The organism is Streptomyces sp. TRM68367 (genome assembly GCF_014495685.1).
Taxonomy (GTDB): Bacteria; Actinomycetota; Actinomycetes; order Streptomycetales; family Streptomycetaceae; genus Streptomyces.
The window spans coordinates 55,027-80,197 of the sequence record NZ_JACTVI010000034.1; the positions used below are offsets into that span (position 1 = coordinate 55,027).

Here is a 25,171-nt window from a genome sequence, read left to right on the forward strand (position 1 = left end):
CCCTACTCCCCCAAAAGCACCGGGAGTATATGTCTGCCCCACTGGTACACCAGTGACTGGACATACCCGCGTCTGCACTGGTCGCTCGGCAAGAGCGACGTAAGTCCTAGGTGGTTCCGTCACTTTCGGGGAGACTCGAGGCCAAGGCGCCCCAGTGGCGGGGCCCACCTGAAAGAGTCGTATCCATGCAGGTCTGGCCTGGCGAGGCATATCCGCTCGGTGCCACGTATGACGGCGCCGGCACCAATTTCGCGGTCTTCACGGAGGCCGCGGACCGAGTAGAGCTGTGTCTGCTGCACGACGACGGCTCCGAGACGGCGATCGAGCTGCGGGAGAGCGACGCCTTCGTGCGCCACGCGTACGTGCCCGGCGTGATGCCCGGGCAGCGGTACGGCTTCCGCGTGCACGGACCGTACGCACCCGAGTACGGGCTGCGATGCAACTCCGCGAAGCTGCTGCTCGACCCGTACGCGCGCGCGATGAGCGGCTCGATCGACTGGGGCGAGGAGGTCTACGGCTACCACTTCGACGCGCCCGAACGGCGCAACGACCTGGACTCGGCACCGCACACGATGACATCGGTCGTGGTCAACCCCTACTTCGACTGGGGCGACGACCGGCTGCCGCGCACCGAGTACCACCACACGGTGATCTACGAGGCCCACGTCAAGGGCCTCACCATGCGCCATCCGGGGCTGCCGGAGGAGCTGCGCGGCACCTATGCCGCGCTCGCCCACCCGGCGGTCATCGACCACCTCACCGAGCTGGGGGTGACGGCGCTGGAGCTGATGCCGGTGCACCAGTTCGTGAACGACCACCGCCTGGTGGACATGGGCCTGAACAACTACTGGGGCTACAACACGATCGGCTTCTTCGCCCCGCACAACGCGTACGCCTCCTGGGGCGACCGCGGCCAGCAGGTCCTGGAGTTCAAGTCGGCGGTGAAGGCGCTGCACGAGGCCGGGATCGAGGTCATCCTGGACGTGGTATACAACCACACCGCCGAGGGCAACCATCTGGGTCCCACGCTGTCCTTCAAGGGCATCGACAACCCGCGCTACTACCGGCTCACCGACGACCCCCGCTACTACATGGACACCACGGGGACGGGAAACTCCCTGCTCATGCGGTCCCCGCACGTGCTCCAGCTGATCATGGACTCGCTGCGGTACTGGGTCACCGAGATGCACGTCGACGGGTTCCGCTTCGACCTCGCGGCCACCCTGGCCCGGCAGTTCCACGAGGTGGACCGGCTGTCGTCGTTCTTCGACCTCGTGCAGCAGGACCCGGTGGTGTCCCAGGTGAAACTGATCGCCGAGCCGTGGGACGTCGGCGAGGGCGGCTACCAGGTGGGGAACTTCCCGCCGCTGTGGACGGAGTGGAACGGCAAGTACCGGGACACCGTGCGGGACCTGTGGCGCGGCGAGCCGCGCACGCTGGCGGAGTTCGCATCCCGGCTGACCGGTTCGTCCGATCTGTACCAGGACGACGGGCGACGCCCGCTGGCCTCGATCAACTTCGTGACCTGCCACGACGGGTTCACGCTGCGCGATCTCGTCTCGTACAACGACAAGCGCAACCACGCCAACGGCGAGGACAACCGGGACGGCGAGAGCCACAACCGGTCCTGGAACTGCGGGACCGAGGGCGAGAGCGACGATCCGGACGTGCTGGCGCTGCGGGCGCGGCAGATGCGGAACTTCATCGCGACGCTGATGCTGTCCCAGGGCGTACCGATGATCAGTCACGGCGACGAGGTCGGGCGCACCCAGCGGGGCAACAACAACGCCTACTGCCAGGACAACGAGCTGGCCTGGATCGACTGGCCGGAGCCGGCCGAGGACGCCGACGGCTCCGAGGCCGCCGAGGGCGAGCGGGACGTCCGCAGGGAGCTGCTGGAGTTCACGCGCGCGATGGTGTGGCTGCGCAGGGACCATCCGGTCTTCCGCAGGCGCCGCTTCTTCCACGGCCGGCCCGTGGAAGGCACCCACGACGAGCTGTCGGACATCGCCTGGTTCACCCCGGAGGGCCGGGAGATGACCCAGCGGGACTGGGACACGGCGCCGGCGTCGGCGCTGACGGTGTTCCTCAATGGCAACGCGATCTCGGAGCCCGGCACGCGCGGGGAGCGCATCACCGACGACTCGTTCCTGCTGATGTTCAACGCCTCCCCCAAGCCGCTGGACTTCGTCGTGCCGGTCAATCACGGCCGTCAGTGGCAGGTCGTGGTCGACACCGCCCGCACGGACGGGGTACCGCCCGGCACGGGCCCGAAGGTGCAGGCCGGCGAGCGGCTGCGGCTCGTGGACCGGAGCCTGACGGTGCTGCAGCGGCCGGTCTGACGGGCGGTGCGGGCACGCGCGTGTGCGGAGATGGAGGGACCGATGACACGAAAGCCGGCCACGCGGGTACGTACGTTTCCATGACCCCTGAGCGACCCGACCCGGCGGTGCCCACGGCCACGTACCGGCTCCAGCTGCAACCCGAGTTCCCCTTCGCAGCCGCGGCGGCGGCCGTGCCGTACCTGGCCTCGCTCGGCGTCTCGCACCTGCACCTGTCCCCCGTCCTCGAGGCGGTGCCAGGCTCGGCGCACGGCTACGACGTCGTGGACCACGCGCGCGTGCGCGCCGAGCTGGGCGGTGAGGAGGGGCTGCGGGCTTTGGCGCGCACCGCGCGGGAGCACGGGCTCGGCCTGGTGGTGGACATCGTGCCGAACCACATGGCCATGGCCCCGCGCCACAACCACGCCCTGTGGGAGGTGCTGCGGGAGGGCCCGAAGTCGCCGTACACGCGGTGGTTCGACATCGACTGGGAGGCGCAGGGCGGGCAGGTGCTGCTGCCGGTGCTGGGGCACCCGCTGGGCACCGAATTGGACGAGCTCGAGGTCGACGGAACGGTTCTGCGCTACTACGACCACGCATTCCCGCTGCGCGAGGGCACCGAGGACCTGCCGCTGCCGCACCTGCTGGACGCGCAGTGGTACCGCCCGGTGTGGTGGCGGCTGGCCCGGACCGAGCTGAACTACCGGCGCTTCTTCAGCATCTCGGAGCTGATCGGGCTGCGGGTCGAGGACCCGGAGGTGTTCGAGGCCACGCACGCGACGATCCTGCGCCTGCTGCGCGAAGGGGTGGTCGACGGACTGCGCGTCGACCATCCCGACGGGCTCGCCGATCCCGACGGCTACCTGCGGCGGCTGCACGAGGCGACCGGCGGCCGCTGGACGGTCGTGGAGAAGATCCTGTCGGACGGGGAGCGGCTGCCGGCCGCCTGGCCGGTCGCAGGCACCACCGGATACGACGCCCTGCGGCACGTCGACGGCCTGTTCACGGATCCGGCGGGGTTCGGGGACCTGCTCGGCCAGTACCGGCGGTTCGCGGCCCCGCAGACGGACCGGGGCGGGCAGTGGGAGGCGACGGTGCGGCGGGCGGCGTACAAGGTGCTCACGCACGAGCTGGCCACCGAGGTCGACCGGCTGACCCGGGTGGCGAGCCGGCTGTGCGCGGGCTCGCCCGACCCGGCGCTGCGCGACCGGGCGCCCTGGGCGCTGCGCACCGCGCTGCAGGAGCTGCTGGTCCGTCTGGAGGTGTACCGGCCGTACGCGTCCGTCGACGCGGCCTCGGTCGTCACGGAGGAGGCCGCGGCCGAAGCCGAGTTCGCCTTCGTGGTGCCCGAGGAGGCCGGGGCGGTCGACGTCGTACGGGACCTGGTGCTGGGGCGGGCCGGTGAGGGGCCCGAGTACACGGAGTTCCGGACGCGGTTCGCGCAGACCGCGTCGGCACTGCGGGCGAAGTCCGTGGAGGACACGGCGTTCTACCGCTATGTGCCGCTGCTGTCGGCGACCGAGGTGGGCGGGAACCCGGGCAGGCCCGCGGTGTCCGCCGAGGAGTTCCACGCCTACTGCGCGCGCGTGCAGCGCGACTGGCCGGCGAGCGGGACGGCCGTGTCCACACACGACACCAAGCGCAGTGCCGACGTGCGGGCGGCGCTGGCCGTGCTCACCGAGTGCCCGCAGCACTGGGCGGACGTGCTGACGGAGGTGACGCGCACCGGTGAGGGCGTGCCGGACGCGCAGCTGGCGTGGGCGGCCTGGCAGACGGTGTTCGGGCTCGGGCCGGCGTCCGCGGAGCGGGTGCAGCGGGCCCTGCTGAAGCATGTGCGCGAGGCGGGCCTGTACACGAGCTGGACGGAGCAGGAGCCGCCGTACGAGGAGGCGGTGGCGCGGTTCGTGGCGGCGGGGCCGTGCGGGGTGCCGGGCGAGCGGGTGGCCGCGCTGCGGGAGGCGCTGGAGCCGCACATCCGGGCGAACGTCCTGGGTATGGCGCTGCTGCACCTGACGATGCCGGGCGTGCCGGACGTCTACCAGGGCACGGAGAGCGAGTACCGGGCGCTGGTGGACCCCGACAACCGGAGCGTCGTGCGGTTCCCGCCCGAGCCCTCCGCGGATGCCGACGACAAGGTGGCGGTGACGCGGGCGGCGCTGCGGCTGCGCGCCCGGCGGCCCGAGGCCTTCGGGGACGCGGCGACGTACGCTCCGCTGACCGCCGAGGGCCCGGCGGCGGCGCACTGCGTGGCCTTCGTCCGCTCCGGTGCGGCACTCACGGCCGTGACCCGGCTCTCGCTGCGGCTGACGGAGGCGGGCGGCTGGCAGGACACCCGCCTGCCGCTGCCACCGGGCCGGTGGACCGACGCCCAGGACCCCGGACCGGAGTTCACGGGGCACGCGCGCGTGGCGGAGCTGTTCGCACGCCGGCCGGTGGCGCTGCTGGAGCGGGTCGGCGACGGCGCGGTGGAAGGGGCAGGGGAGCAGGGCTGAACGGGACTGACCTGCGGACCAAGCACCGGGAGCAGGGCCGAGCGAGCCTGGGACGCATGCCGCGCGCCGAGAACAGGGCCGAGCAAGGCGCGGGCCGCGCCGGGAGGGCTGGGCATGGCATCGGGCAGCACCGAGGCAGGCGCGGATGGCGCTCAGCAGGGGCACCCAGCGCATGTGCGAGCGCGGCTCGGTGCCCCGGCCACGAGCGGACTCGGGCCCCGGCTCCGGCCGGACTCAGGCACCGCCATGGGCGGGTTCAGGCACCGGCCGCGGCGGCCAGGGGCGCCCAGCGCATGTTCGGAGGGAGGCGGCCGCGGCGCGAGGCACCGTCCTCAAGTACCGGTGCCGCCGGACGCACGAGGCTTCGCAACCCCGGCCGCAAGCGCAGCTCGGTACCCCCGACGCGCGCTTGGCTCAGGCCCGGCTGCGGGCGGGCTCAGGCCTCGACTGCGGGCGGGCTCGGGCCTCGGCCGCGGGCGGGCTCGGGCCTCGGCGGTGACGGGCCCTGGATCCAGCTGCGACGGATCCAGCTGCGACCGGGCTTGGATCCCGGTCGTAGCGAGCCCAGGACCCCCTGCGGGCGTAGGTCGTGGAGTCGGTGCCGAGGGGGTCGGTGGTGGGTTTCGGGTCGTGTGGGCGGACGCAGGGAGTGTCCGGCCGCCCGTGTGTGCATCCGGGCGCCCCTGGCGCCTCCACCGTCGCCGCCCTTGACACCTCATCGCCGCCGTGGGGTACTGCGGAAGGCGAAGCCGGGCGGACGTGACGGGGGGTGAGTCTCCTGCTGAAGCTGCGCTACCCGACGGTGTCCGAACTGGTCTACTCCGCCCGGGCGTTGGCCGCCCAGCGGCCCGGCATCTGCACGCTGAGACAGGTGGGCGCCTCCCGCGCGGGCAGGCCCCTGCACCTGCTGTCGGTGGGCCGCGCCCGGCGCGCCGTGCTGGTGGTCGCGGGCGCCCACGCGAACGAGCCGACCGGTGCCTCCACTCTCCTCGCGCTCGCCGAACGGGTGCTGTCCGAGCGGCAGTTGCGGGCCGACACGTCCTGGCACTTCCTGCTGTGCGCGGATCCCGACGGGGCGAGCCTGCATGTGACCCCGACGCCGCGCAGCCTGTTCGACTACCACCTCGGGTTCTTCCGGCCCGCGGGACCGGAGCAGCCGGAGTGGGCGCCGTCCATGGTGCCGCCGGACCGGCTGCCGCCCGAGACCCGCGCCCTGACCGGCGTCATCGACGAGCTGCGCCCCTACCTCCAGGTGTCCCTGCACGGCACCGAACTGGGCGGCAGCTGGGTGCAGTTGACGAGAGACGTGCCCGGTCTCGCCGAGCCCTTCGCCAAGTCCGCGGCGCAGCTGCACATCCCGGTGGAGACGGCCGCCTCGGACGCCGCGGGCTGGCCCGTGTCGGGGTCCGGCGTGCGCGTGATGCCGTCGCCCGACGCCGGACCGGCGTACCCGAGCCTGCCGGACGACGCGCGGCACAGCACCTGGTACCACGCCCACCGGTACGGCGGCCTGACCGCGGTGGTGGAGGTGCCGATGTGGGCGAGCGACCTGGTGGACGACCCGGCGCCGCATCCGGCCCCGGCTCCCGCGATCCGGCGGCTCGCGCACCGGCTGCTGCGCGACGCGCGCGAGGTCGAGCGTTTCCTGCGGGACGTCCAGCCCCGGCTGGAGGGCGCCGACGGCCCGCTGCTGCGGGCCGCCAGGTGGGGCCTCGGGCTGGTGCCGGGGCTGGCCGCGGACCTGATGCACACACCGCCCGCCGACCGCACACGCGCGTACGTCGGCAGCGTGGACGCCTTCGCCCGGCGGGTGCCGCTGCGGGCGGCGGCCATGCTGCTACGGGTCCTGCAGCAGAGCGACGACCGTGCGGCGGGGCGTCTGGAACGGCTCGTGGCGACCTGGAGCGAGGCCTTCACCGTGGGCTTCCGCGCCCGCTGGGTACCGCTGGAGCACCAGGTCGAGCACCAGTCCCGCACGGTGGTCGCGGCGGCCCACCACGCACGCGACCGGACGGTGTGAGCAACGGGGCGACGAGCGCACGCGACCGGACGGTGTGAGCAACGGGCACATCGGGCGTACGCGATGGGACCACGTGAGCAACCTGAGCGACAGAGGCCGGCGGGCGGGCCGAGCGGCGGGGCACGGGCACGCCGTCACTCACACGCGCGGGGTGCCCCACCACGGTCACCCCGACACCGGCCATGACGCCCTGCCCCCCGCACCGTCAGCCGTCCAGCGCGAACACCACCCCCGTGTGCGCCGCCATCACGCACCCGTTGGAGAAGGTCTCCCGGTACTCGACGGGCCGGCCGTGCCACTCCCCGCGCGCGTGGGCGGTCACCGGCGCGTAGACCATCGGGCAGTGGGCGTCCTTCGTCAGGATGCGGGCGACATCGCCGTCCGCCGCGTCCAGGTCGGCGCAGGCCTCGGCGGCGCGCGCGTGCCCCCGGGGCGGGTCGCACAGCAGCAGCGTGCCGCGCATCTCGCTGAAGCGCGCGTCGCCGCGGGTGACCGTGAGGTAGAGCCAGTCCCCCGGGCCGGCCTCCACGGCGCTCGCCCGTGCGGGGGCGGCACAGGCGACGAGCAGGGCGGCCGCCGCCAGTGCGGCGCCCCGTACGGCTTCTCGCGAGGTGTACGTGGTGTTCGTCATTCCCGGTGCATCGGCACGGCGGCCCCGTAACCCCAACCCGGCTCACCCGAACGGGAGCACGCGGGCGCGTGCCGTACGGCCAGGTCGAACGCGGCGAGTACCACACGCGTCTGGTACTCGGCCTGGCGTGCGACCGGGATCCAGCGCGCCCCGCAGCCGTCGCGGTAGTCGGCGCACCACCCGTCGATGAGCTGGTCCAGCTCCGGCAGCACCCCGGCCGGGTCCCGGGCGGCCCCGGCCACCAGCTGGTGCAGCAGCCCGGCCGTGCGCAGGGCCAGCCGCCGCCCGGCGATGCGCAGGGCGGTCAGGTGGGCGGTGCTGAGCGGCGGCATCGGGTGGGCGGCCGCGCCGTCGGGGGCGCCGCAGTCGGGGTCCCACGCGTCCGCGAGGCCGGGGCAGACCAGTAAATAGTCGTCGACCGGCGCGAGCAGCCGGGCCGCGTCCGGCCCGGCGGCCAGGTGGGGCCGGATGCGGTCGAGAAGGCGCCGCAGGAGCCGGGTGTCGCGGCGCAGGGTGCGGCTCACGGCGCGCAGCACCGCGTCGCGGTCCGCGGGCGGCGAGCCGTCCTCCACGGCGGCCACGCCCCACATGGGCGCCTCCACGACCGCCGTCACGGTGCCGTACCGGTGCGGGTGGAACCACGTCGACTCGACGGCGGCCTCGGTTATGGCGGCGACCAGGTCGCCCCGGCGCGGCGGCGGGATGCGGTAGACGGCGGGCCCGATGTCCGGCCAGTACAGGGTGTCGTAGGCGCCCAGCTCGCGCGGGATGCCGAGGCGGGCCGCGGTGTGCGCGACGCGCTGCGCGAGGCCGGGCAGCTCGCGGGTCAGCTCGACGAAGCCGCCGCCGACGTCGACGCCGTGCAGCGAGCACTGCAGGAAGGGCCGCAGTTCGTCCTGGAGGCCGAGCAGGGCGCGGGTCTCCGGCAGGACGGCCGCCGCGGCACCGTCGGGCAGCCATTCGGGCTGCTCCAGGAAGCCGGGCCGGAAGAACTTCCGGAAGTAGCGGCCGAGGGTGTACGGGCCGGACAGCCAGGCCGCGTTGCGGCGCAGGCCGTCGGGGTCCAGGCACAGCAGCAGGTTCCAGGTGGCGTCGGCGCCCGCGGTGAGCCGGGAGTCGGCGAGGGCGCGCTCGGCCAGGCGCAGGGCGGTGGCGCCGCCGACGGGTTCGTTGGCGTGCGGTCCGGCGACGACGAGGGCCTGGCGGCTGCCGTGGCCCACGGAGAGCAGCCACATGGGGGTGCCCGCGCGGGAGGTGCCGATCCGGCGCAGCCGGGCGTCCGCGGGGTGGCGGGCGACGAGGGCGGCGGCCCGGGCGCCCAGCTCGTCGACGGTCGGGTAGCGGAGGAGTGGGGGCAGGGCACACCTCCACGATGCGGTGCCGTCGGTTCACGTGGTGTACATGACGCACCCACAGTCAGTCACGACTTCCGGGGTACGTCAACAGCGCGGTACGGAACGACTTTTCAACAGGAACATCAGGTAAAGCCCAGGCCAGAGCTCGGGCGGGGCTCAGTGCGCGGCGAGCCGGAACGCCATCTGCCCGAAGCCGATCTGGTCGCCCTCGCGGACGACGGCGGCGCCGACGACCCGCCGTCCGTTCACCGTCGTGCCGTTGGTGGAGCCGAGGTCGCGCAGCACCCACGTGCCGCCCTGGCGGCTGAGTTCGGCGTGCACGCGCGAGACCGTCTCGTGGGTCAGCCTGAGGCCGTTGGCGGGGTCGCGGCCTATGCGCAGGGGGTGGCTGTTCCCCGAGTGCGGCAGCAGCAGCTTGGGCAGCCGCTCGGCCCGCCAGGCCCTGCGCAACCGTACGGTGAAGCCGGAGACGGCCTCGACGGCGCCGATCAGCACGCGGGAGAGACGGCCCTCGGTGGGCGGCAGGTCGGCGGTGAGCACGGCGAGTTCGTCCGAGCGGCGGGCGGCGAGCGCCAGCTCCATGCGGCGGATGAACGTGTCGTGGGACAGCCGGCCCATGGCGACGCCGTCCCGCAGCAGCCTCAGGGCCCTGTCGCGCTCCGCGTCGGAGAGCCGCGCGGGGTACGTGTTGAACTCGAAGGACGACGTCACGCAGCTGATTGTCGGTCAGTGGACCCTTGGTGTCCAGAAAACGGGAAAACGGCGGCCACGCGCGCGTACGTCACAGAGCAGGGCACGACACCTGCCGCAAAAGGGAAGATACGAAAGCGGATTGATCGCGTTTGACGCACCATGGACGGGCTACATCACGGTGAGCAGACGAAGGGGAACCGTCCGTGCAGTTCGAGGTGTGGGCACCGCAGGCCGATCGTGTGACGCTCCAGTGCGACGGCGCCACGCGCGCGTTGGAGCGCAATCCGCAGCGGCCGGGATGGTGGCGAGCCGAGGCGGAGGCGCAGCCCGGATCGCGGTACGGGTTCGCGCTGGACGACGGGCCGGTGCTGCCTGATCCGCGCTCGCGCCGGCAGCCGGACGGCCCGGACGGGCTGAGCGCGGTCGTGGACCACGGGCGGTACGCGTGGCGCACGGAGTGGGGCGGGCGGTCGCTGCCGGGGGCGGTGCTGTACGAACTGCACGTGGGCACGTACACGCGCGAGGGCACTCTGGACGCGGCGGCCGAGCGGCTGGAGCATCTGGCGGAGCTGGGCGTCACGCACGTGCAGCTGATGCCGCTGTGCCCCTTCCCGGGCCGGCACGGCTGGGGATACGAGGGGGTGTCGCTGTGGGCGGTGCACGAGCCGTACGGCGGGCCCGAAGGGCTGAAGCGGTTCGTCGACCGGGCTCACGCGCTGGGTCTGGGCGTGGTCCTCGACGCGGTGCACAACCACCTGGGGCCGTCGGGCAATTACCTGCCGGCGTTCGGCCCGTACTTCACGGACACGCACCACACCCCGTGGGGTTCCGCGGTCAACCTGGACGCGCCGGGCTCGGACGAGGTGCGCGCCTACCTGGTGGGCAGCGCGCTGGCGTGGCTGCGCGACTACCGGATCGACGGGCTGCGGCTGGACGCGGTGCACGCGCTGGCGGACACGCGCGCGTGCCACTTCCTCGAGGAGCTGTCGACGGCCGTGGACGAGTTCGCCGCCGAGACGGGCCGGCCGCTGTTCCTGATCGCCGAGTCCGACCTGAACGACCCGCGGTTCATCACCTCCCGCGTGGAGGGCGGCCTCGGGCTGCACGCGCAGTGGAACGACGACTTCCACCATGCCCTGCACACCGCGGTGACCGGTGAGTCCCAGGGCTACTACGCCGACTTCGCGCGCGCTCCCTTCGCCGCGCTCGCCAAGACGCTCACCGGCGGCTACTTCCACGACGGCACGTATTCGAGTTTCCGGGGCCGCCACCACGGCCGCCCCCTGGACCGTACGCGCGTGGCCGCGCACCGGCTGCTCGGCTACACCCAGACCCACGACCAGGTCGGCAACCGCGCTCAGGGCGACCGGCTGTCGGCGCTGGCCTCACCGGGGCTGCTGGCCTGTGCTGCCGCCCTGATGTTGACCGCGCCGTTCACGCCGATGCTGTTCATGGGCGAGGAGTGGGCGGCGGGCACGCCGTGGCAGTTCTTCACCGACCACACCGACCCCGAGCTGGCCGACGCCGTACGCCGGGGCAGGAGGCGGGAGTTCGCCGCGCACGGCTGGGCCGAGGAGGACGTGCCCGACCCGCAGGACCCGGCGACCCGCGACCGTTCCTGCCTCGACTGGTCCGAGCCGGAACGCGAGCCCCACGCGCGCGTGCTGGCCTGGTACCGCCGGCTCATCGCCCTGCGCCACGAGCAGCCCGACCTGACCGATCCCGACCTCGCCGACACCAAGGTCGCCTACGACGAGGACCAGCGCTGGCTCGCCTTCCGGCGCGGCGACGTCCGTGTGGCCGTGAACCTCGCCAAGGAACCGGCCGAGATCCCCCTCGGCCCCGGCCACGCGGACGTACTCGCCGCCTGGGAACCCACCGAGCCCCCGGGCGAGGACGGGGCGCTGCGCCTGCCCGGGGAGTCGTGTGTGGTGCTGCTCCAGCCGTGACGGAGGGCGGGCGGCGTAAACGCTTGCGCAAGCGTTTACGAGAGGTGGCGCAAGAGTTTAAGGTTAGCGCCTCGCCAAGATCCACTTTCGATGCACGCCCTAATGCGCGCCCGTGTCGTCGTCCTCGCGCAGTTCCGTCACCCGTTCCAGGAGGATCGCCTCCCAGGCGTGGCGGAGGCGGTCCCTCAGGGCCGGGAGGGGGGCCGTGGAGCGGCCGGTGAGGGCCTCGGCGAGGTGGACGACGCTGTCGCAGCGGGCGAGCCAGAGGCCGCGCAGGCAGGGGCGGGCGCCGTAGCCCGCGAGGGTGGCGGCACGGACGGCGGCGGGGGACCCCACGGCCCGGGCGAGCCCGGCGATGTCCTCGGCGGGGTCGCCGACGACCGCGTCGGCCCAGCCGAGCACGCCGCGTACCCGGCCGTCGGCGCTGACCACGAGGTGGTCGGCCGTGAGCGCATGGTGGACCAGGACGGCCGAGCCGGGCTGGGCGGCGAGCTGGACGGCGGCCGGTCCGGTGAACTGGTGCAGGCGCGCGGGGTCGAACTCGTCGGCCTCGGCGAGCCGTTCGACGGCGCTCCCGGCGGCCCGGCGCAGCGCCTCGAGGGAGCGCGGGGCGGTGCGCGGCACGCCGAGCGCCTCGGCCTGCCGTACCGGCACCTCGCGCAGCCCGGTGAGCAGCCCGGCCAGGTCGGCCTCGCCCAGGGCGGACACGTCGTGCTGCTTCGCCGAGCCGCCGGGCACCTTGGTGTCCAGCGTGTAGGGCAGCCCCGGCGCCCACTCTCCGTGCGCCACGCTGGCCGGCATCGCGACCGGGACGTGCGGGTGGACGAGGTCGCGCAGGCGCAGTTCGCGGCGCTGGCGCACGGCGGCGGCGCGGTCGGGGGCGAGGCGCAGCACGTGGCGGGTGCCGACCCACCAGGTGGCGGGCCCGACGCCCGCGGCGCCCTCGGATGCCGGCCGGACGTCGGGGCCCAGGGCCGTCTCCGGGCCGTTCTTCAGCAGGGTACGGACCAGTTGGCGGACGGTGTCCGCGGTGGGTGTCGGTGCCTGGGTCATGGTCGCGCCGTTGTCGGTCGGGGGCGTGGTGGGCACTGCCGGAGCCGTTCAGTCCACTATGACCATCTCGCGGGTGGTGTCGTTGAGGCGGCGCCCGCCGTCCTCGGTGACGGTGACGATGTCCTCGATGCGGACGCCGAACCGGCCGGGCAGGTAGATGCCGGGTTCCACGGAGAAGCACATACCGGGGACCAGGGGCTGCTGTTCGCCCTCGTTCATGTACGGCGGTTCGTGCGTGGTGACGCCGATGCCGTGCCCGGTGCGATGGATAAAGCGGTCGCCGTACCCGGCGCCGTCGATGACCGCGCGGGCGGCCCGGTCGACCTCCTGGCAGGCGGCGCCGGGGCGGACCGCGCGGACGCCGGCCTCCTGGGCCTCGCGCACGATGTCGTGGACCCGGCGCTCCTCTTTGGTGGGTTCGCCGACGTGAACCGTGCGGGAGGTGTCGGAGCCGTAGCCGTCCCTGAGGCCGCCGAAGTCGAGGACGACCATGTCGCCGGGTGCGATGACGCGGTGGCCGGCCTCGTGGTGCGGGTTGGCGCCGTTCGGTCCTGAGGCGACGATGGTGAAGTCGACCTGCGCGTGCCCGAACTGCCGTAGCAGGTCGGCCAGGTCGGCGGCGACCTCCGCCTCGCGCCGGCCGCCGAAGGGCACCCTCCGGATCTCCTCGAACGTGGCGTCGGCGGCGGCTCCGGCGGCCGCCAGGAGTTCCAGTTCGGCGGCGTCCTTGACGGCGCGCAGCATCGGCAGGGCCTCGGTGAGGGAGGCGTAGGCGGTGTCCGGCAGGGCCTTCTGCAGGCCGAGCAGGTGCATCGCCCAGGTGTTGTCGCTGATGCCGAACCGGCCGCCCGGATCGAGGAGGCCGGCCGCGACGGCGTAGGGGTCCGCGGCGTCGGTCCAGTCGCGCAGGGTCAGGGCGGGCGCGCCGGCCGCCTTCTCGGCGTCCGGGGCCTCCAGGGCGGGGACGACGAGGACGGGGTCCCGGCCGGCGGCCAGGACGAGCAGGGTGAGCCGTTCGGTGTCCGCGGTGGGCGTGTAGCCGGTGAGCCAGACCATGTCCGGTCCCGGTGCCACGAGCAGTCCGGCCAGCCCGGCCTCGGCGGCCGACCGCGCGGCGCGCTGCATGCGGGCCTGGTGGTCGTCGGCGGTGAAGGGCGCGGGCGCGGTGCCGGTCATCCGGGCCTCCCAGGGCTGCGAAGGGGTTACGGGCAGCATCCTGCCCGCCCGGAGGGGGCTGCGCGAGCCGGTTTGCGGTCTTCGCCCCGGCCTGCCCGCACGGTTGCGCCGTCATCCCCGTGGTCGCCGGACAGCGCCGTCACCCGGGCCGCGGTAACGGTTGAGGATCGCTCAGCCATGCGACTCCGGCGCCCCCGGGAGCGCCGAGGGGGAGCTGGACGAGGAGACATACGACTGGATCGAGACGACCCTGGCTCGCCGGCCCGAGATCGCGGGGATCCTCACGGGCCACGCGCACACGCCGGCCGCGACCACATTCGGCGGGCGCCCCCTGGTGGCCGGTCCGGGCGTGCCGTGGACGCTGCGGCTGCCCTGGGAGGGCGAGCAGGTCGCGGACCGGGACGCGCCGGTGGGGCTGTCCTTCCATGTGCTGGACGACGCCGGGCGGCTCACGAGCCACTTCCGGGTAGTCACGTGACGACGCCGGGGACGACCGTCAGCTGCTGGTAGCCGCCACTGCGGTGCCGTACCGTCAGCTTCACCGCGTCGCCGGGACGGGCGCGGGCCACCGCGCGGGCGAGGTCGGCGGCCGAGTCGACCCGGGCCCTGCCGAACGTGAGGAGTACGTCGCCCCGGACCAGCCCCGCCGAGTATCCCGGGCCGGGCACGTGGACGCCGACGACCCTCGCACCAGGTTTCCCGGCGTCGACGACCTCCACGCCGAGCGTCGCCCGGACGGCCACCGGCGACGGGCTCGGCGTCAGCGGGGAGGGGCTGGGGCGTGCCCAGGCCGACGGGCTGCTCTGCTGTCCCGCCTGCCGCTGGAGTTCCGCGAGCCTGCTCATGCCGATCACCGTGGCGCCCACCGTGCCGAGACCGACCCCCGACAGGACCAGGAGCGCCCCGGCGAACAGGCCCAGCAGCAGGGTCGTGAGCCGTCGTCCGCACCGGCGCTCGGCATGCGGGCGCCGGGCGGAGCCGGACCGGGTGCCACCGCCGGGTTCCTGGCCGGGCATCGGCTTGGGTCGCAGCGCAGTCTGTTCCATGGATCACCTCCGGCTGGTGCTCTACCCGGCACACAGGCGGTCGACGAGCCACGAACGAGTGAGACTGACCTGCGGTCAAGGGCGGGAAGCCATAGGCGTCAGGCCGGTTCGAGCAGCGCCCGTACCAGGCCGGCCACCGGTCCCGCCGGGGAGCTCGCGTGGAGCAGCTCCGTCCGGTGCACCAGGCGCGGGTCCGTGACCGGGACGGCGGCCGTGCCCGGCACTCCGGCGGCCGCGGAGCGGGGCAGCAGGGTCAGGCCGTGGCCGGCCGCGGCCAGGGCGGTGAGGGTGCGGACGTCCGTGCCCGCGTAGCGCAGGGCGGGGCGGAAGCCGTGGCCGCCTATCGCGGCGCGCAGCTGGGCCAGGGGCAGGGCCGCGTCGGGGGCGTCCAGCCACCGGGCGTCGGCGAGGTCGCCGAGGCGCAGGCCGCGGCGCCCGGCGAGGGGGTGCGTGCCGGACAGCAGGACGCAGACGGGTTCCTCCGCCACGCCGTGCGCGGTCAGGGGTGCCACGTCGGGCACCCGCAGCGGGTCGCTGGGGGCGGCGAGGCCGTCGACCAGGCCCAGGTCGGCCTTGCCGGTGGCTACGGCGGCGGGGATCTCCTCACGGGGCAGCACCCGTAGGGTCACGCCGGCGGGCGGGAGCGCGGCGACGGCCCGCGGCCCCAGCGCGGTCGGTGTGGCCGCGAGCGCCAGCCCGTGCGCGGGCGCCGCCGCGATCCGTACGACATCGGCGCGAGCCGCGTCCAGGCGCAGCAGCAGCGGACCGGCGTGCTCCAGCAGCCGCTCGCCGGCCACCGTGGGGGCGACCGGGCGGCGGGTCAGCAGCGAGGCTCCCAGGTCCTGTTCGAGCGCGGCGATGTGCTGGGACACCGCCGACTGGGTGTACCCCAGCTCGCGCGCGGCCCGCGAGAACGAGCCGAGCCGGGCGACGGTGACATACGTGCGCAGCAGGTGCGGGTCCATGCGGACCAGCATCGCGCACCGCATCAGCTCCGCTTATCGCGGGTGCAGGAATCATCGTTGGACGTGAACTCCGTGCGCCGCCCAGGATGACGGCCATGACGAACACCGCTGCCACGTCACGGACCGCCCGGATCGCCCTGGTCGGCGACCGCTCCCCCAGCGTCGCGTCGCACACGCGCATCCCGCTCCTGCTCGACGCCCTCGCCGAACGCGACCGGCTCGTCCTGGACGCCTACTGGATCCCGTCCGAGGAGGCCGGGGACGCGGACGCGGTGGGCGCGTTCGACGCCGTGTGGGTGGTGCCGGGCAGCCCCTTCCGCAGCGAGGCCGGTGTGCTCGCGGCGATCCGCACCGCGCGCGAGGAGGGCATCCCGTTCCTGGGCACGTGCGCCGGATTCCAGCACGCGCTGCTGGAGTTCGCCCGCGACGTGTGCGGTCTGCCGCACGCGGCGCACGCCGAGAACGACCCCGGCGCCGACGACCCGCTCATCGAGCCGCTGGCCTGCTCACTGGTGGGCCACGAGGCCGCCGTCACCATCGAGCCCGGCTCGCTCGCCGAGTCCGTGATCGGGTCGGCGCGCACGGTCGAGCGCTACTTCTGCGCATACGGCCCCTCCCGTCACCTCGACGCCCTGCGCGCGCACGGCATGCGGTTCTCCGGCCGCGACGAGGACGGCCACGCCCGGATCGCCGAACTCGCCGGTCATCCCTTCTTCCTGGCCTCGCTGTTCCAGCCGGAACTGGCGGGCGACGGCTCGCGCCCGCACCCCATGGTCCGGGCGTTGGCGCGAGCCGCCGTCACGCACGCGGCGCGGTACCGGGGTCAGCCCGTGTGACCCCCGTGGTCGTGGCCGTGGCCGTGGCTGTGGCTGTGGTCGAACTCCGTACGAGCACATTCGGGTGTCAGCTGAGGGTGGGTACGGCGGGCGGGCGGTCCGGGAGGAAGCCGTGGGCACGGCGGGCCAGGTACTCGGCCTTGTAGCGGTCCACGTGCCGGTGCCAGTTCAGGATGCCGGCCATCCAGTTCTGCAGGTCCGTCACGTACTCCCGCATGATCGCGCGGGCCTCGTCCGAGAGCCCGAAGTCGTCGTAGAGGACGGGCAGTTCGTGCTCGGCGACGTGCTCGAACTGCCGCATGCGCTGGGCCATCAGGTCGTGGACGACGCCCAGGGCGGCCGGGTAGTCGCAGCCGAAGAAGTTCTGCACGACGAGGATCGAGTTGTGGATCTCGCCCTCGTACTCGATCTCCTTCTGGTACGAGAAGACGTCGTTGAGCAGGCAGGCGTAGTCGACGGCGGCGTTCTCCAGCGAGCGGACGGGGCCGCTGCGGTAGATCTCGGGCGGGACGGCCGGGCCGTGGCCCGCCCGGCACAGGCTCAGGGTGAGGTCGGAGCCGAAGGTCTGGCGGCGCATCTCCAAGTAGTCGACGGGGTCGGGGATGCGGTGCTGGAGCTGGTTGGACAGTTCCCACACCCACGCCTCGGTCATCACGTTCACCGCGTTCTTCAGCGGGAGCCGTTCCTCGGGCGTCATGTCCGCCGTGGTCCGCGCCCACAGGTCGATGAGGCTGCGTTCCATGGCGTTGACCGCAGGCGGCACCTCCTCGCCGTCGAGGGGCATGCAGTCCGACAGGCGTGCCGTGGTGAGCCGGGCGGCGGCCAGGTCTCGGCGGTGGCCGTAGACGAGCGGGTAGTAGTCGTCGCCGTAGGTGCCCCAGGCCAGCCACTGCGCGCTAAGGTCGAGGGCCTCGGGCGTGGCGTCCGGGTCGAGGCCCGCCGAGCACAGGGCGAGGTCGTTGGCGGCGAGCTTGTCCTCGTCCCAGACGCCCTCGCTGAGCATGCCCATCCGGTGCGTCCAGTCGGCCAGCCGGCGGCGGGCGCCGTCCAGGTGCGGGCTGAGCTCCAGCGGGAACGGCATGCGGATGTCGGGGATCAGGGACGGCCCGGCCTTCTGGTACGGCACGTGCGTGTAGGCGCGCAGGCGCTCGGCGCCCGCCGAGGCGAGCAGGGCGCGGACGTCGGCGGAGGAGGTGCCGAGGCCGGTGGGGCCCTGCCAGGGGGCGGTGGAGCGGGCGCCCTCGTTCATGTACCGGCTGGAGCGCAGATGCCATTCGTGGCCGCCGGACTGCCAGTCCTGCAGGCCCTTCGCGTACGCCGCGACGGCCGCGACCTCCGCCGGGGTGAGGCCGTTGTCCAGGGCCAGCGCGGGCACTTCGGTGAGCGCGGTGTGCTCGAACTGCTGCATCCGGGAGGTGAGGATGTCGTTGACGGTGTCGGCGGCCTCCTGGGTGGTGCAGCCGAAGAAGGTCTCCAGGACGAGCACGCCGTTGCTGTTCTCGCCCTCGTCCTCGACCTCGCGCTGGTAGGAGAACAGGTCGTTGCGCAGGTGCACGGCGTCGGAGAACGTCTCCATGAGCACCCTGAGCGGCCTGGACTGCGCGACGGCGGCGGGGACTTCGGCGGTGGCGTACTCCACGAGCCCCGCCGACCAGGGGGCGCCGCCCACCTTGCGGCGCATCTCGATGTACTCGACGGGGTTGGCGATCCGCCCCTCGTTGATGTTGGACAGCTCCCACAACGACTCGTTGAGCAGGTGCTCGGTGGCGGTGGCGAAGCGGCGGCGCCAGTCGGCGGACATCCTCGGCACCGGGCGCGCCCACAGGTCGGCGAGGCCCGCCTCGACCGGGTTCTCCGGCTCCGGTACGGGAGTCGACAGGTCCAGCGGCATGAACAGCGGCAGCCGGTCCAGGTGGGCCTTCCCGGCGGCGCGGTCCTGGGTGCGCTTGAACATCTCCAGGAAGTGGTCGTCGAAGAAGAACACCCACACGTACCAGTCGGTGATGAGCGACAGTGCCTCGGCGTCGCAGTCGGGGTGGGTGTAGGCGCAGAGCAGTCCGTAGTCGTGCGCGTCGAGGTCTGCCTGTTCCCAGATCCCGGAGCCCTCCAGCATGCCCATCTCGCGCGCCCACCCGGTCGAGTGGGCGCGGGCCTCGTCGACATGTGGGTTCAGCCGCGCGGGGTGCGGCATGTAGAAGTGCGGGAGTTCGAACGGCTGCGTCATGGCCGGGCCCCTACCCAGGGCCGTTCGGCGGCATCCGCGGGGCCGGGACGTGATCACACCATCGTGTGAATCGGCGGTGAATGCGGGAGTTCCCGGCGGCCCTTGTGGCGTTCACCTCTACGCGCGCAGACTACGGAAGTTCACGCCTTGTCCCCTGACCTGTCTCCCGTCACCGGAGTTCCGATGAACCACCTCAGAGGTCTCTCCCGTCGCACCGCTCTCGTCTCCCTGGCGGGCGGGGCGCTGGCCGCCGCCACGACGGCCCGTGCCTCGGCGGCCGGCCGGCACCCCGGCCGCACGGTGCGATTCGCCACGTTCAACGCCTCGCTGAACCGCGCCACGCAGGGCACCCTGGTCAAGGACCTGTCCACGCCGGACAACGCGCAGGCGCGCAACGCCGCCGAGACGATCCAGCGCGTCGACCCGGACGTGCTGCTGATCAACGAGTTCGACCACGACGAGCAGGGCGCGGCGGTCGGCCTGTTCCTGCGCAACTACCTGGCGGTCGGGCAGAACGGTGCCCGGCCGGTCCGCTATCCGTACCGCTTCGCGGCTCCGGTGAACACGGGCGTGGCCACGGGTGTCGACCTGGACGGGAAGAACGGCGCGGTGACGACGCCGGGTTCGGACGCGTACGGACAGGACGCCTTCGGGTACGGCTGGTTCCCGGGGCAGTACGGCATGGTCGTGCTGTCCAAGTACCCCATCGACACACGCGCGGTGCGCACCTTCCGGCACTTCCTGTGGAGGGACATGCCGGGCAACGTCATGCCAGAGGGGTACTACAGCGACGAGGCGCGGGCGATCCTCAGGCTGTCGTCCAAGTCGCACTGGGACGTGCCGGTGCGGATCGGCCACGACACCGTGCACTTCCTGGTGTCGCATCCGACGCCGCCCACCTTCGACGGGCCCGAGGACCGCAACGGCCGCCGCAACCACGACGAGATCCGCCTGTGGGCCGACTACATCGGCGGGCGCCGGCGCAGCGCCTACCTGTACGACGACCGGGGGCGCAGGGGCGGTCTGCGGCCGGGCGCGCGGTTCGTCATCGCGGGCGACCTCAACGCCGATCCGTACGACGGGGACAGCTACGACCACGCCGTACGGCAGTTGCTGGAGCACCCGGCGGTGTGCCTGCCGGCACGGCCGCCGGCCAGTGCGGGCGGCGTGGAGGCGGCCCGCTCGCAGGGCGGCGCGAACGCCTCGCACACCGGGAATCCGGCGTACGACACCGCCGACTTCGGCGACGGCGAGCCCGGCAATTTGCGCGTGGACCACGTCATACCCTCCAAGGGCCTGGCCCCCGGGGCGAACGGCGTGTTCTGGCCGACGTCCGGCGATCCGCTGTACCGGCTGACCGGGGACGGCACGACGGTCCCGACGTCGGACCACCGGCTGGTGTGGCAGGACGTACGGCCGCTCTGAGGCGTCGGCGAGCGGTTGCCGACGTCGGCAGCGGGCGGTGCCCGAGCGCACCGCCCGCCCAGACCAGGGCGCGGGCGATGGCGACGCGTTGCTGCCTGCCGCCGGAGAGCTGCCAGGGGTGGCGGCGGGCGACACCGGTCAGGCCGACCCGGTCCAGGATGGCCTCGGCCTCCGCGCGTCGCTCGGCTCGGGCCAGGCCCCGGCGGCGCAGTCCAGGACGGTTCCCATCACCCGGGTCATACGGTCCTCCCCCGGCCGGCCAGCCGTTCCTCGACCGCCAGCAGGCCCGAGGCGGGAGCAGGAACCACAGCCGTTCCGGCGGCGTGAGGCGCAGGACGGCGGCGGCCTCCGCGCGCAGCGGGTCGGTGTTCCGGGCGGGCGGCGGGACGGCAGGCGCGAACTGCAGCACCGGGTTGCACAGCGCGTACGCCCGGCGCCTTTCTTGATCCGCCGCTGTGTGCACCTGATCCACCGCTGTGTGGAGAACAGGCAACGCCGCTACCGCCTGACCCCGCGGGCCCAACCCGGGGTCCACACCTCGCCCTCAGCGAGGCCGGGGCCGGTACGGCGCGCGGTGAGGTAGTCGTACAGAGCGGCGAGACCGGGGTGCGCGTTGTCGCCGCGCCACAGCAGCCAGTGCGGGTAGACCGGGGTGGGGTCGCGCAGCGGGATGAGCCGCAGGTCGTAGCCGGCAGGCCAGACGAGCGGGGTCCGCTCGCTGAGGAGGGTCGCCACCGTCGAGGAGCCCTCGATCGATTCGAGCAGGGCGTCCACGCCGAAGTTGGGGCCGATGGTGTCGATGGTCAGCCCGAAGGTGGCGGCGAGGGCGTCGTAGTACGCGGCCCATTCGGTTCCGGGTTCGTTGCCGGGCATCCAGATCCGGTGCCCGGCGAGCTGGGCGGGGGTCACCGCGACGGCGTCCGCGAGCGGGTGGCCGGGGCCGGTGCACAGGAACATGGGCTCGTCCAGGACGTGTACGGCGTCGATGCCGTCGGGGATCTGCTGTCCGGGCGCGGTGACGGCGCGGAACGTGGCGTCGACGGTGCCGTCGCGGACGGCGGCGAGGGCCTTCTCGGCGCCGTGCAGCGTCACGACGTCGAGGGGGATGTCGGGGTGCGCACGGTGGAAGTCCCGCACGAGACCGGCCGTCGAGACCCGGCGGCGCAGGACGTCCACGCGCAGCGCGCGGCTGCCGGGCCGTACGGCGGTCCCGGCCCGCTCCTCGGCGTCCAGCAGGGCGCGGGCGTGCGGCAGGAACACCTGCCCGTCGATGGTGAGTTCAGCGCCGCGCGCCGTGCGGGTGAGCAGCCGCACCCCGAGGTCCCGCTCCAGCGCGGCGACGCGCTTGGACACGGCCTGCTGGGTGAGCGACAGGTCCACGGCGGCCTTCTGGAACTGCCCGGTGCCGGCGACCACGACGAACGTACGGACGGCATTGAGATCCACGGCAGCCACCCTATCCACACAACACAGGGTTGTTACTCGGCAGCACGCCAGTTGTTTGATTCGTCACTCCACATGCCTCTTTGATGGTCGCGGCCCGCAGCGGCCCTGCTCCCATATCAACCCACGGTTGTACTAATCTGGAGGCGACTCCCCCATGCCGGACTCCTTCGTCCATCTGCACAACCACACCGAGTACTCCATGCTGGACGGCGCGCAGAAGCTGGGGCCGATGTTCGCCGAGGTGGCCCGGCAGGGCATGCCGGCGATCGCGATGAGCGACCACGGGAGCATGTTCGGCGCCTACGAGTTCGCGCAGGTCGCCAGGGACTTCGACGGGTGCGGCCGGTCATCGGGATCGAGGCGTACGTGGCGCCGTCCTCCCGGTTCTCCCGGAAGCGGGAGTTCTGGGGGCCGGGCGGTGGACCTGCCCGCGCTGAACAAGCGGGCCGTGGAGTCCCTGGTCAAGGCGGGCGCCTTCGACTCCCTGAGGCACACCCGCAAGGGGCTGACCGCGATCCACGAGGCCGCCGTCGACGCGGTGATTCCGGTGAAGAAGGCGGCGAGCTTCGGGCAGGACGACCTCTTCGCCGGACTGGGCGCGGAAGCGGAGGGCGACGGCGGGTCGGGCCTGGGTCTGGACTTCCCCGTCGACGAGACGGAGTGGCCGCGCCGCCGACTGCTGTCCACCGAGCGGGAGATGCTCGGCCTGTACGTCTCCGCCCATCCGCTGGACGGTGCCGAGCACCTCCTCGCCACGGCGCGGGACTGCTCCGTCGCCGACCTGCTCGCCTCGGGCCGCACCGGTGGGGAGGTGCGGCTGGCGGGGCTGATCACCGGGGTGCAGCACAAGGTGACCAAGCAGGGCAACGCGTGGGCCGTGGTGAACCTCGTCGACCGGGACGCCGGGATCGAGGTGCTGTTCTTCCCGGCCGTGCACCGGCTCGTGGAGCATGCGCTGGCCGAGGACAACGTCGTCTCCGTCACGGGACGGATCGAGGACCGCGACGGCACGCTGAACGTTTTCGGCCGGGAGCTTGCCGTGCTGGACGTGTCGGCGGCCGAGCGTGGTGGAGGGCCGCTCGTGCGGCTTGCGCTGCCGGCCCGTCGGATCAACGAGCGGTCGGTGGCCGAGCTGAAGCGGATGCTTGCCGACCATCCCGGGGACAGCCCCGTTCACTTGAGTGTGCGCGGGGCGCGCGGCGTACGACGGTGTACGCGCTGCGCGCCACCGTGGATGCGGCGTCCCTTGCGTCCGACGTGAAGGGGGCGTTCGGGGCGGAGGCGTGGGTGGGCGTCGGATGACCACAGTCGTTCGGCGCCCGGCGTTGGGGTGGGTCGGGGGTAGGTCGCGCAGCCCGGCGCTGGCGGGGTGCCGCCGCGCCCACCCGTGCCGCCCTGGGGGGTACCTCCCAGGCCCTTAGGGCTTGCCACGACTTGTTTCCCGGCAAGCCCATAGGCCGTGCGTTACGTGCGCGCCTGGATCAGGGCGTGTGTGCCGCTCGTGCGCCAACGCTGGTCCTCCGCGGCCACCAGCGCGGCCTCGGTACGGGTGTCCAGGCCGGTGATCACGTCGGACTTGAGCGTGCGCAGGGCGGCGACCGGGCCGGGGAAGTGGGCCGCGACCTCCGTGAAGGACGTGGTCGGGGGCCAGAGGTGGTCGCCGACCAAGCGGCGGTAGTTGAGGTCGCCCTTGACGATGGTGACCGTGGCCGCGGCGAACTCATCGCGCAGGTCGGCCGGCATCCGCACGAAGGGCAGCGGGGCGCAGGAGAAGGGGTGGGCGCGCAGGGTGAGCCGGCCGTCGGCCATCGCCGACCACAGGGTGCGGCCGTACGACGCTGCCGCGCCCCCGGCCGAGGTGAGCCGGCGCAGCACGTCGAGCACGTCGGCGGTGGTGGCGTCGGAGACGTAGTACGGGTACGGCTTGACGTGCAGGAGGGCGCGGGCCACGTGCCCGTGGTCCAGCAGATGGGCGATGAGCAGGAGGTCGGGTACGAGTTCCCGGCCCGCGTTGTCGGCGACCAGACAGAGCGTGCCGGCGCCGCCCGGCGGCAGCAGGGACCAGAGGGCGGCGCTGTCGTCGGCGACCAGACTGGGAGCCGGGGCCGCGGTGTCCCGGGCGGCTCCCCCCGTGGACATGCGGAACCCCAGATCCGCCCGGTTCCCCCACACCGAGCCGTGCAGCAGGACCTGGGCCTGTTCGTCGGTGGGGCGGGTGGTGAGGGCGTCGAGGGCGGAGAGTTCCTCGTCGGTCGCCGGGGCGCCGAGTTCGGTGAGTTTGGCGGGGCGGAAGGGGTCGACGCCCTGCCAGGGGCCGGGGGCGAAGTAGCCGACGGCGTGCAGCAGCCGGCGGTAGAAGTAGCTCTCGGACCACAGCCAGGGCACGTCGAACCAGGACCGGCCGACGAACTCCGGCAGGCCCCAGCTCGCCCAGCGGTCCCCGTCGTGCGCGCCGGCGGGCAGCGCCTCGATGCCGCCCTCGGTGCAGCTCGCCAGCAGCGCGTCGAGGGCGCGGCGGATGCCGGGACCGTACGGGAAGTCCTCGCGGACCTGCCGGATGATGGCGGGGTGCCGCTCGGCCAGCACGCTGTGCGGGAACGATCCGGGCTCGTTGCCGAGGATCACGGGCGCGGACTCGGTGTCGGGCATGCGCCTCACCGTAGCGTGCGCGTCAGCAGGGGATGATCTCCCGCTCCAGGCGTGCCGCGAGGCTCAGGTACCGCGCGCGCCGGGTCACCGGGACCAGGCCGCGGATGAGGATCTGCCACATCTCGGCGACTCGGCGCGGCTGCCGGGCCAGCGGCTCGTGGGAGCGGCCCACGACGCGCGTGCCGACGAAGAAGCTGACCAGCGAGTGCGCGACGGCGTCGGCATCGGTCTCCGGGTTGAGGTCGCCCTCCTTGACCGCGCCGACCAGCCTGGTCGTGACGATCTCCAGCCACTCCGTGAAGGGGTGCCGCAGCGGCGGCCGTACTCGGACACCGCCGGTGGCGAGCCGCAGTCCGGCCCGCAGCACGGGGCACTCGACGGACTGCCGGGCGAGCCCGAAGGTGAGCCGCATCAGGGACTCGAGGGAGGAGTGCCCACGGACGTCCGTGTCCCGCGCCAGCCGACGCGAGGTCTGGGACTGCAGTTCGAGTATGGCGTGGGCGAGGTCCTCCTTCGCCGCGAAGTGGAAGTACAGGGCCCCCTTGGTGACCTGGGCGTGCTCGACGATGTCGCTGAGACTGGTCGATTCGTAGCCGTGGCGGTCGAACAGGTCGGCGGCCGCCGTGATGATCGTCGAACGCGTCTGTTCGGCGCGTAACTGCCTCGCCATCGGCTGAATCTCCTGGGCCGGAAATGAACGGGTCGTGCCGTTTGTTTTTTACCCCGTGCACACGATAACTCACTCGTCGACCCCGCAAACCACTTCCGCACACCCGAACTTGGCCACCTGATGCAGTACCAGCCAGAGAAAACAGCACGTCCGGTATCTATCCGCGAGGACGGTACCGGACATAACACACGGCGGGCCGGCCGGTGCCGATGAGGCACCG

At 73.2% G+C, this 25,171-nt stretch carries 18 protein-coding genes and 2 pseudogenes; 8 read left to right on the forward strand and 12 right to left on the reverse strand.

The genetic code is table 11. The features are described from left to right. The first annotated feature begins 185 nt into the window (after positions 1–185). The 3 genes from glgX (at position 186) to H8R17_RS22225 (ending at position 6,833) form a co-directional block, all read left to right on the forward strand. Positions 186–2,342, forward strand: a complete 2,157-nt coding sequence (gene glgX, locus H8R17_RS22215; RefSeq protein ID WP_187824964.1) for a glycogen debranching protein GlgX — start codon at positions 186–188, stop codon at positions 2,340–2,342. A gap of 80 nt (positions 2,343–2,422) precedes the next feature. Next, positions 2,423–4,813 (forward strand): malto-oligosyltrehalose synthase, encoded by a 2,391-nt coding sequence (gene treY / locus H8R17_RS22220; protein ID WP_187824965.1) that lies wholly within the window; start codon positions 2,423–2,425, stop codon positions 4,811–4,813. 769 nt (positions 4,814–5,582) lie between these two features. Further along, complete coding sequence (locus H8R17_RS22225; protein WP_187824966.1) at positions 5,583–6,833, forward strand: M14 family zinc carboxypeptidase; 1,251 nt, start codon at positions 5,583–5,585, stop codon at positions 6,831–6,833. Between the two features lie 205 nt (positions 6,834–7,038). Here H8R17_RS22225 and H8R17_RS22230 read toward each other — a convergent pair whose 3' ends face one another. From H8R17_RS22230 to H8R17_RS22240, 3 genes are all read right to left on the reverse strand, one after another. Further along, positions 7,039–7,464, reverse strand: a complete 426-nt coding sequence (locus tag H8R17_RS22230; protein ID WP_187824967.1) for an SSI family serine proteinase inhibitor — start codon at positions 7,462–7,464, stop codon at positions 7,039–7,041. Further along, on the reverse strand, positions 7,461–8,822 hold the full coding sequence (locus H8R17_RS22235) for a M14 family zinc carboxypeptidase (RefSeq protein WP_187824987.1): 1,362 nt from the start codon (positions 8,820–8,822) through the stop codon (positions 7,461–7,463). Before H8R17_RS22235 ends, H8R17_RS22230 begins: the two co-directional genes overlap by 4 nt. 153 nt (positions 8,823–8,975) lie before the next feature. Then, positions 8,976–9,530: an FHA domain-containing protein gene (locus H8R17_RS22240; protein ID WP_187824968.1), complete on the reverse strand. Its 555-nt coding sequence runs from the start codon at positions 9,528–9,530 to the stop codon at positions 8,976–8,978. Between the two features lie 185 nt (positions 9,531–9,715). Between H8R17_RS22240 and treZ the strand changes: the two genes are divergently transcribed. Then, positions 9,716–11,461 (forward strand): malto-oligosyltrehalose trehalohydrolase, encoded by a 1,746-nt coding sequence (treZ, locus tag H8R17_RS22245; RefSeq protein ID WP_187824969.1) that lies wholly within the window; start codon positions 9,716–9,718, stop codon positions 11,459–11,461. A gap of 99 nt (positions 11,462–11,560) precedes the next feature. Here treZ and H8R17_RS22250 read toward each other — a convergent pair whose 3' ends face one another. Further along, positions 11,561–12,514 (reverse strand): aminoglycoside phosphotransferase family protein, encoded by a 954-nt coding sequence (locus H8R17_RS22250; RefSeq protein WP_187824988.1) that lies wholly within the window; start codon positions 12,512–12,514, stop codon positions 11,561–11,563. A 48-nt stretch (positions 12,515–12,562) separates the two neighbouring features. Next, a complete protein-coding gene (locus H8R17_RS22255; protein ID WP_187824970.1) occupies positions 12,563–13,690 on the reverse strand; it encodes an aminopeptidase P family protein in 1,128 nt (375 codons plus the stop codon). Positions 13,691–13,868: 178 nt separating this feature from the next. Between H8R17_RS22255 and H8R17_RS22260 the strand changes: the two are divergent. Then, positions 13,869–14,168: pseudogene (locus tag H8R17_RS22260) on the forward strand (phosphodiesterase); the annotation flags it as partial. On the opposite strand, the gene H8R17_RS22265 reads toward H8R17_RS22260, so the two are convergent. Together H8R17_RS22265 and H8R17_RS22270 are read right to left on the reverse strand one after the other, a co-directional pair. After that, a complete protein-coding gene (locus H8R17_RS22265; RefSeq protein ID WP_187824971.1) occupies positions 14,161–14,736 on the reverse strand; it encodes a PDZ domain-containing protein in 576 nt (191 codons plus the stop codon). The pseudogene H8R17_RS22260 and the gene H8R17_RS22265 sit on opposite strands and share 8 nt — an antisense overlap. A 98-nt stretch (positions 14,737–14,834) precedes the next feature. Next, complete coding sequence (locus H8R17_RS22270) at positions 14,835–15,701, reverse strand: LysR family transcriptional regulator (protein ID WP_187824972.1); 867 nt, start codon at positions 15,699–15,701, stop codon at positions 14,835–14,837. A 95-nt stretch (positions 15,702–15,796) separates the two neighbouring features. Between H8R17_RS22270 and H8R17_RS22275 the strand changes: the two genes are divergently transcribed. Beyond that, positions 15,797–16,537: a glutamine amidotransferase-related protein gene (locus H8R17_RS22275; protein WP_187824973.1), complete on the forward strand. Its 741-nt coding sequence runs from the start codon at positions 15,797–15,799 to the stop codon at positions 16,535–16,537. Between the two features lie 67 nt (positions 16,538–16,604). Here H8R17_RS22275 and cyc2 read toward each other — a convergent pair whose 3' ends face one another. Continuing rightward, positions 16,605–18,761, reverse strand: coding sequence for a germacradienol/geosmin synthase Cyc2 (cyc2, locus tag H8R17_RS22280; RefSeq protein ID WP_187824974.1), 2,157 nt, complete (start codon positions 18,759–18,761; stop codon positions 16,605–16,607). Positions 18,762–18,944: 183 nt separating this feature from the next. Between cyc2 and H8R17_RS22285 the strand changes: the two genes are divergently transcribed. After that, positions 18,945–20,186, forward strand: coding sequence for an endonuclease/exonuclease/phosphatase family protein (locus H8R17_RS22285; protein WP_187824975.1), 1,242 nt, complete (start codon positions 18,945–18,947; stop codon positions 20,184–20,186). Between the two features lie 61 nt (positions 20,187–20,247). Here the strand turns inward: H8R17_RS22285 and H8R17_RS22290 are convergent. Then, positions 20,248–20,397 (reverse strand): annotated as a pseudogene (locus H8R17_RS22290) (ATP-binding cassette domain-containing protein); the annotation flags it as partial. Positions 20,398–20,684: 287 nt separating this feature from the next. Next, positions 20,685–21,632: a LysR family transcriptional regulator gene (locus H8R17_RS22295; RefSeq protein ID WP_187824976.1), complete on the reverse strand. Its 948-nt coding sequence runs from the start codon at positions 21,630–21,632 to the stop codon at positions 20,685–20,687. 154 nt (positions 21,633–21,786) lie between these two features. Here H8R17_RS22295 and H8R17_RS22300 point away from each other — a divergent pair, with 154 nt between their 5' ends. Next, a complete protein-coding gene (locus tag H8R17_RS22300) occupies positions 21,787–22,893 on the forward strand; it encodes a PHP domain-containing protein (protein ID WP_187824977.1) in 1,107 nt (368 codons plus the stop codon). A 203-nt stretch (positions 22,894–23,096) separates the two neighbouring features. Here the strand turns inward: H8R17_RS22300 and H8R17_RS22305 are convergent, their stop codons facing one another. Both H8R17_RS22305 and H8R17_RS22310 read right to left on the reverse strand, forming a co-directional pair. Beyond that, complete coding sequence (locus H8R17_RS22305; protein WP_187824978.1) at positions 23,097–24,281, reverse strand: damage-control phosphatase ARMT1 family protein; 1,185 nt, start codon at positions 24,279–24,281, stop codon at positions 23,097–23,099. A gap of 22 nt (positions 24,282–24,303) precedes the next feature. Then, positions 24,304–24,951 (reverse strand): ScbR family autoregulator-binding transcription factor, encoded by a 648-nt coding sequence (locus H8R17_RS22310; protein WP_187824979.1) that lies wholly within the window; start codon positions 24,949–24,951, stop codon positions 24,304–24,306. Positions 24,952–25,171: the final 220 nt, after the last annotated feature.

What these genes read in the sequence shown, in the direction of transcription:
- H8R17_RS22275 (WP_187824973.1), top strand. Translation starts at nt 15,797, where the DNA reads ATGACGAACACCGCTGCCACGTCACGGACCGCCCGGATCGCCCTGGTC.
- H8R17_RS22285 (WP_187824975.1), top strand. Translation starts at nt 18,945, where the DNA reads ATGAACCACCTCAGAGGTCTCTCCCGTCGCACCGCTCTCGTCTCCCTG.
- H8R17_RS22265 (WP_187824971.1), bottom strand. Translation starts at nt 14,736, where the DNA reads ATGGAACAGACTGCGCTGCGACCCAAGCCGATGCCCGGCCAGGAACCC.
- glgX (WP_187824964.1), top strand. Translation starts at nt 186, where the DNA reads ATGCAGGTCTGGCCTGGCGAGGCATATCCGCTCGGTGCCACGTATGAC.
- H8R17_RS22305 (WP_187824978.1), bottom strand. Translation starts at nt 24,281, where the DNA reads ATGCCCGACACCGAGTCCGCGCCCGTGATCCTCGGCAACGAGCCCGGA.
- H8R17_RS22270 (WP_187824972.1), bottom strand. Translation starts at nt 15,701, where the DNA reads ATGGACCCGCACCTGCTGCGCACGTATGTCACCGTCGCCCGGCTCGGC.
- cyc2 (WP_187824974.1), bottom strand. Translation starts at nt 18,761, where the DNA reads ATGACGCAGCCGTTCGAACTCCCGCACTTCTACATGCCGCACCCCGCG.
- H8R17_RS22230 (WP_187824967.1), bottom strand. Translation starts at nt 7,464, where the DNA reads ATGACGAACACCACGTACACCTCGCGAGAAGCCGTACGGGGCGCCGCA.
- H8R17_RS22255 (WP_187824970.1), bottom strand. Translation starts at nt 13,690, where the DNA reads ATGACCGGCACCGCGCCCGCGCCCTTCACCGCCGACGACCACCAGGCC.
- treY (WP_187824965.1), top strand. Translation starts at nt 2,423, where the DNA reads ATGACCCCTGAGCGACCCGACCCGGCGGTGCCCACGGCCACGTACCGG.
- H8R17_RS22250 (WP_187824988.1), bottom strand. Translation starts at nt 12,514, where the DNA reads ATGACCCAGGCACCGACACCCACCGCGGACACCGTCCGCCAACTGGTC.
- H8R17_RS22310 (WP_187824979.1), bottom strand. Translation starts at nt 24,951, where the DNA reads ATGGCGAGGCAGTTACGCGCCGAACAGACGCGTTCGACGATCATCACG.
- H8R17_RS22300 (WP_187824977.1), top strand. Translation starts at nt 21,787, where the DNA reads ATGCCGGACTCCTTCGTCCATCTGCACAACCACACCGAGTACTCCATG.